The organism is Finegoldia sp. P2-F-LR, assembly GCF_052932265.1.
Map to the genome: position 1 here is coordinate 1 of NZ_JBRFJF010000043.1, position 331 is coordinate 331.

Sequence of the window (331 nt, forward strand, 5' to 3'; positions counted from 1 at the left end):
TCCCTTTGTATGAATGATATTTTTCTCTAGGTCTTTTACCAAATAGTTTTAATTCATGCATTATTCTCTGTACTTTTTTATGATTTATTGTATATCCTTGATTCAATAATTCCCTATATACTCTTCTAACACCATATCTTCCTTTATGATTGTTAAATATATCAAATATTTTATTTTCTATATTTTTATTTCTAATCTTAACACCATCAACTTTATTAATTTCAAAGTAGTATGTTGATTTTGGCAAATCAATAGCTATTAAAAGATATTTTAGTCTGTAGCCTTTTTCTTTGAGTTTTTTGACAATCGCTGCTTTTTCGCCTTGAGTTGC

Annotated in this window: 1 protein-coding gene; it reads right to left on the reverse strand. The window is 26.0% G+C overall.

Annotated features, from left to right (window positions below; genetic code table 11):
* Positions 1 to 331 (reverse strand): IS3 family transposase (locus ACU68W_RS09325; protein ID WP_446756444.1); only part of this gene is annotated, 331 nt, incomplete at both ends.